Source organism: Escherichia sp. XD33 (genome assembly GCF_019375075.1).
GTDB classification, from domain to species: Bacteria; Pseudomonadota; Gammaproteobacteria; order Enterobacterales; family Enterobacteriaceae; genus Enterobacter; species Enterobacter flexneri_A.
Genome location: NZ_JAENDM010000096.1, coordinates 1 through 6367, shown reverse-complemented (window position 1 = coordinate 6367; position 6367 = coordinate 1). Strand labels below are relative to the sequence as shown.

Below are 6367 nucleotides of genomic sequence, written 5' to 3'. Positions count from 1 at the left end.
TCGAAAACAGCTATCTGGCCTCGGATGCGGTGGATGACGACCCGATGACACCCCTGCTGGGGCACTCGATCACTTACCGTATCGCTGTCGGTTCACAGGCGGGGCGAAAGGTGTTCACTTTGCAAACTCTGCCGACCAGTGGTGATCCGTTCGGTGACGGGATTGGCAAGGTAGCCGGGTTCAGCCTGCACGCCGGCGTGGCGGCCAGGGCCGATGAACGCAAGAAGCTCGAACGGCTGTGCCGGTACATCAGCCGCCCGGCGGTATCCGAGAAGCGGCTGTCGTTAACACGAGGCGGCAACGTGCGCTACCAGCTCAAGACGCCGTACCGGGACGGCACCACGCACGTCATTTTCGAACCATTGGATTTCATTGCAAGGCTGGCCGCCCTGGTACCGAAGCCCAGAGTCAACCTAACCCGCTTCCACGGGGTGTTCGCACCCAACAGTCGGCACCGGGCGTTGGTCACGCCGGCAAAACGGGGCAGGGGCAACAAGGTCAGGGTGGCTGATGAACCGGCAACACCAGCACAACGGCGAGCGTCGATGACATGGGCGCAACGGCTCAAGCGTGTTTTCAATATCGACATCGAGACCTGCAGCGGCTGCGGCGGCGCCATGAAAGTCATCGCCTGCATTGAAGACCCTATAGTGATCAAGCAGATCCTTGATCACCTGAAGCACAAAGCCGAAACCAGCGGGACCAGGGCGTTACCCGAAAGCCGGGCGCCACCGGCTGAGCTGCTCCTGGGTCTGTTTGACTGACGAGCCTGAAGGCCAACGATACCAATCAAAATGCTGCGTTCACAGCGCCGCGGCAGGGATCCGCCGTGCTGGTTGTCGGAAAAGGAGCCGCTAGTGGGAAAGAGGAGGGTAAATTTTCAGCGTTGCTGGCTCCCCGTCAGCCGGATTGGGTTGCATCGCAGGGGTGTCGAAAGAGTCAACTGCGGTCCAAAGCTGTTGGACTTGGGTGAAAAGGGCGTTTATTCTTCCTATACGTGCCGCGTTCCAGGCGGCGACTATGAGGGCTATGTCGATGCCCATGTGCGCCGGCTGGAGGCGCTACGCCGGGCCGGTATCGTCGAGCGGATCGACGCCGACCAATGGCGCATCCCCGATGATCTGGTCAGCCGTGCCGCCGCCCATGACGCCGGCCGAGACAGTCAGGCCAGCGTTCGCGTCCTTTCCCCGGTCGATCTGAACAAACAGATCGGATCGGACGGCGCGACCTGGCTGGACCGGCGGCTGATCCACGGCGAGACGGCCGACCTTGCGCCAACCGGCTTCGGGCAACAAGTCCGCGAAGCCATGGACCAGCGCCGCGAGCACCATATCGAACAGGGCGACGCCACCCGCAGCCGGGACAGCCGCGTCTTCTACCGGCGCAACCTTCTCGCCATCCTGCGGGAGCGCGAGGTAGCCGGCGTCGGATCGGATATGGCTTTGAGTAAGGGCCTGCCGTTCCGCGCCGCCACGGACGGCGAGAGCGTCAGCGGCAAGTTTACCGGAACCGTGCATCTATCGAGCGGCAAGTTCGCCGTGGTCGAGAAATCCCATGAGTTCACCCTTGTCCCGTGGCGGCCGATCATCGACCGCCAACTCGGCCGCGAGGTTATGGGCATCGTGCAGGGCGGGTCGGTGTCGTGGCAGTTAGGGCGGCAGAGGGGGCTGGAACGCTGAGTGCGCCCATGCCGCATTGCGAAGCAAAAGATAATCGGATAAAATGTAGCAATTCATATTCGTAAGCGTGGAGTAATCAGATGGGAAATTCCAAGTCAGCAGACAAGTAAGCCGCAACAACCAGTATTGTTGTTGCGGCGCTCTGTAAGGCTAGTCTCATCTGATTGCTGACGAGCAGACGTCGCCCGGTATTCCTTAATCGAGGGTTGATTCGTCATGACCACCACACGCCCCGCGTGGGCCTATACGCTGCCGGCAGCACTGCTGCTGATGGCTCCTTTCGACATCCTCGCTTCACTGGCGATGGATATTTATCTCCCTGTCGTTCCAGCGATGCCCGGCATCCTGAACACGACGCCCGCTATGATCCAACTCACGTTGAGCCTCTATATGGTGATGCTCGGCGTGGGCCAGGTGATTTTTGGTCCGCTCTCAGACAGAATCGGGCGACGGCCAATTCTACTTGCGGGCGCAACGGCTTTCGTCATTGCGTCTCTGGGAGCAGCTTGGTCTTCAACTGCACCGGCCTTTGTCGCTTTCCGTCTACTTCAAGCAGTGGGCGCGTCGGCCATGCTGGTGGCGACGTTCGCGACGGTTCGCGACGTTTATGCCAACCGTCCTGAGGGTGTCGTCATCTACGGCCTTTTCAGTTCGATGCTGGCGTTCGTGCCTGCGCTCGGCCCTATCGCCGGAGCATTGATCGGCGAGTTCTTGGGATGGCAGGCGATATTCATTACTTTGGCTATACTGGCGATGCTCGCACTCCTAAATGCGGGTTTCAGGTGGCACGAAACCCGCCCTCTGGATCAAGTCAAGACGCGCCGATCTGTCTTGCCGATCTTCGCGAGTCCGGCTTTTTGGGTTTACACTGTCGGCTTTAGCGCCGGTATGGGCACCTACTTCGTCTTCTTCTCGACGGCTCCCCGTGTGCTCATAGGCCAAGCGGAATATTCCGAGATCGGATTCAGCTTTGCCTTCGCCACTGTCGCGCTTGTAATGATCGTGACAACCCGTTTCGCGAAGTCCTTTGTCGCCAGATGGGGCATCGCAGGATGCGTGGCGCGTGGGATGGCGTTGCTTGTTTGCGGAGCGGTCCTGTTGGGGATCGGCGAACTTTACGGCTCGCCGTCATTCCTCACCTTCATCCTACCGATGTGGGTTGTCGCGGTCGGTATTGTCTTCACGGTGTCCGTTACCGCGAACGGCGCTTTGGCAGAGTTCGACGACATCGCGGGATCAGCGGTCGCGTTCTACTTCTGCGTTCAAAGCCTGATAGTCAGCATTGTCGGGACATTGGCGGTGGCACTTTTAAACGATGACACAGCGTGGCCCGTGATCTGTTACGCCACGGCGATGGCGGTACTGGTTTCGTTGGGGCTGGTGCTCCTTCGGCTCCGTGGGGCTGCCACCGAGAAGTCGCCAGTCGTCTAACCGACGACTGGTAGCAGGCCCGCTCCGATGCGGCGCACTAACCATCGAAACCTCGTGAATGTCGGTATCCTGTCTGGCAGGATACCGCTCATTTCCCTTGTTCAGTTCATCGCCGTCGCCGAGCATCTGAATTTTCGGCATGCGGCCAAGGCACTTGGTATCAGCCAGTCGAGCGTCAGCGCGCGTGTGAAAGCGCTGGAGGATAACCTTGGTGTCCTGCTATTTGAGCGCCATGCGCGGGGCGTTCGGCTAACAGACGCAGGCAGGCACTTCATGGAGCGTGTCACGGCGGGTGTCGATCAACTCGATCACGCAGTGAAGACCGCGGAGTGACGGGCACTGGCTGGCAATGTCTAGCAACGGCAGGCATTTCGGCTGAGGGTAAAAGAACTTTCCGCTAAGCGATAGACTGTATGTAAACACAGTATTGCAAGGACGCGGAACATGCCTCATGTGGCGGCCAGGACGGCCAGCCGGGATCGGGATACTGGTCGTTACCAGAGCCACCGACCCGAGCAAACCCTTCTCTATCAGATCGTTGACGAGTATTACCCGGCATTCGCTGCGCTTATGGCAGAGCAGGGAAAGGAATTGCCGGGCTATGTGTGTTAGCGGCAATGTAAAAATGACCCCCCAACAGCATTTGAAAATTGACCCCCTTGGTTAATATAGTGGTCTTTTTGGACTGCTCAACATGTTAACTTTGGAGCAAGCAGTGACAATCCAAATACTTCATCAACAAGGTCAATCTATTAAGGCAATTAGCCGCGAACTCGGTATTTCTAGAAATACTGTGCGTAAATATTTACGATCTCAAGTAACACCTAAATATCAACGAACACAATCTAAAGTGAGTATTCTTGAGCCTTATAAACCGTATTTAATCAAACGTGTAAATGCCGCCGATCCAGAATGGATACCGGCTGCAGTGTTGTATCAAGAAATCTTGCAAAAAGGCTACACGGGGAAAATTAGAACACTACAAAATTATCTCAATACATTAAAGCCAACTAAACAACCAGAGCCGATTAAGCGATTTGAGACTCAACCAGGTCAACAAATGCAGGTTGATTTCACAACAATTCGACGTCATCACACCACATTAAAAGCATTTGTTGCAACTTTGGGATACTCTAGAGCAACCTTTGTTAAGTTTTATGATCATGAACGTTCTGATGCATGGATTGATGGCTTAGAAAGTGCTTTTCAGTTCTTTGGTGGTGTTCCTAAAGATGTATTATTTGATAATGCTAAGGCCATTATCATTGAACGTGATGCTTATCAAGATGGTCAACATCGCTGGAATGCTAAATTACTTGATTGTGCTAAGAAATATAACTTCCGAGCACGTGTTTGTAAGCCATATCGTGCGCAAACAAAAGGTAAAGTAGAACGCTTTAATAGTTATTTGAAATCAAGTTTTATCGTGCCATTAAAAGCAAGTTTAAAGGTGGTTGACCTTAGCTTAGATGTTGATATGGCAAATGCCTATATTGGTCGATGGCTTAGTGAAACAGCAAATCAACGCATTCATGCAACAACTAAAGAAAAACCAAGTACTCGTTTGCTTGAAGAACAACAATTTTTTTCTTCATTACCTTTATTTAATGATGGTTCTAAAAAATCTGTAATTGATGATGTTAGCCCATCATCACTCATACCTCATGAGAGTGTTCAACACCCCTTATCAATCTATGATGAATTACTGGAGGTTTCTTAATGAATTTACAGTATGAGCGTATTGAACAGCTTTGCCGTCAGCTTGGTCTACAAACAGTGGCATCACAATGGTCACATCATGCACAACAAACCTTAGCAAAGGATGGCAGTTATGCAGATTTCGTTGAAGCTATGCTATTACATGAATACACAGCCAAGCAGCAACGTAGTCAACAGATTCTTTTACAACTTTCAGGTCTTACTCAAATCAAAACGTTGGAGGCTTATGATTTTAATTATGCTTTAGGTGCTCCAAAGTCGCAGTTGCTTGAACTATTTAATTTAAGCTTTATTCCAAGAGCTGAAAATGTTGTATTTATTGGTGCAAGTGGTGTTGGGAAAACACATCTATCAATGGCTTTAGGCTATAAGGCAATTATGAATAATATTAAGACTAAGTTTATTACTGCAGCTGATTTAATGTTGCAACTTAGCCTAGCTTATCAACAAGGTAAATTAAAAAACTACATGCAACGTGTTGTACTTGCTCCAAAGTTATTGATTATCGATGAAATAGGATATTTACCATTTGGTCGTGAAGAAGCAAATTTATTTTTTAATGTTATTGCCAAGCGCTATGAAAAAGGCAGTACGATTTTGACCAGTAATTTACCATTTAGCCAGTGGTCTAAATCATTCGCAGATGATGTTACTTTGACAGCAGCAATGTTGGATCGTTTATTACATCATTGTCATGTTGTACAAATATCTGGGGAAAGTTATCGTCTAAAAGATAAAAAGAGAGTAGGAATTCAACCACAAATTGAGTCTTAATAAATCATCAAAGGGGTCAATTTTACTTTGCTGTTTTAAGGTAAAAGGGGTCAGTTTTAAATTGCCGTTGACATGTGCAACGGGAATTTGAAGAATTTCTCCAATGCGGGCGGCTGGAGCATGGCTTTCTACGGGTTCGCTGCGAGTCTTGCCACGCCGAGCACCTGGTCGCTTTCAGCTGTAAGCGTCGCGGTTTCTGCCCGAGCTGTGGGGCGCGGCGGATGGCCGAAAGTGCCGCCTTGCTGGTTGATGAAGTACTGCCTGAACAACCCATGCGTCAGTGGGTGTTGAGCTTCCCGTTTCAGCTGCGTTTCCTGTTTGCCAGCCGGCCCGAGATCATGGGGTGGGTGCTGGGCATCGTTTACCGCGTCATTGCCACGCACCTGGTCAAGAAAGCGGGCCATACCCACCAAGTGGCCAAGACGGGCGCGGTCACCCTGATCCAGCGTTTTGGATCGGCGCTCAATCTGAATGTTCACTTCCACATGCTGTTTCTCGACGGTGTGTATGTCGAGCAATCCCACGGCTCAGCGCGTTTCCGCTGGGTCAAGGCGCCGACCAGCCCAGAGCTCACCCAGCTGACGCACACCATCGCCCACCGGGTGGGTCGCTATCTGGAACGGCAAGGCCTGCTGGAACGGGATGTCGAAAACAGCTATCTGGCCTCGGATGCGGTGGATGACGACCCGATGACACCCCTGCTGGGGCACTCGATCACTTACCGTATCGCTGTCGGTTCACAGGCGGGGCGAAAGGTGTTCACT

The 6367-nt window shown here is 52.5% G+C and carries 5 protein-coding genes and 3 pseudogenes; all 8 read left to right on the top strand.

Features of this window, described 5'->3' with window-relative positions; all coding sequences use genetic code 11:
• A pseudogene (locus K0778_RS24465) lies at positions 1-764 on the top strand (IS91-like element ISVsa3 family transposase); the annotation flags it as partial.
• Between the two features lie 30 nt (positions 765-794).
• Complete coding sequence (locus K0778_RS27965; RefSeq protein ID WP_001447541.1) at positions 795-1679, top strand: DUF3363 domain-containing protein; 885 nt, start codon at positions 795-797, stop codon at positions 1677-1679.
• A 216-nt stretch (positions 1680-1895) separates the two neighbouring features.
• Entirely contained in the window at positions 1896-3110 is a 1215-nt protein-coding gene (floR, locus tag K0778_RS24455; protein ID WP_058100717.1) for a chloramphenicol/florfenicol efflux MFS transporter FloR, read from the top strand.
• Positions 3111-3137: 27 nt separating this feature from the next.
• Positions 3138-3443, top strand: a complete 306-nt coding sequence (locus tag K0778_RS24450) for a LysR family transcriptional regulator (protein ID WP_001255015.1) — start codon at positions 3138-3140, stop codon at positions 3441-3443.
• Between the two features lie 111 nt (positions 3444-3554).
• A pseudogene (locus K0778_RS24445) lies at positions 3555-3716 on the top strand (IS91 family transposase); the annotation flags it as partial.
• 88 nt (positions 3717-3804) lie between these two features.
• Complete coding sequence (gene istA, locus K0778_RS24440) at positions 3805-4830, top strand: IS21-like element ISEc57 family transposase (protein ID WP_021545039.1); 1026 nt, start codon at positions 3805-3807, stop codon at positions 4828-4830.
• Positions 4830-5603, top strand: coding sequence for an IS21-like element ISEc57 family helper ATPase IstB (gene istB, locus K0778_RS24435; RefSeq protein WP_001053381.1), 774 nt, complete (start codon positions 4830-4832; stop codon positions 5601-5603). The genes istA and istB overlap by 1 nt, the downstream gene beginning before the upstream one ends.
• Before the next feature lie 71 nt (positions 5604-5674).
• Positions 5675-6367 (top strand): annotated as a pseudogene (locus K0778_RS24430) (IS91-like element ISVsa3 family transposase); the annotation flags it as partial.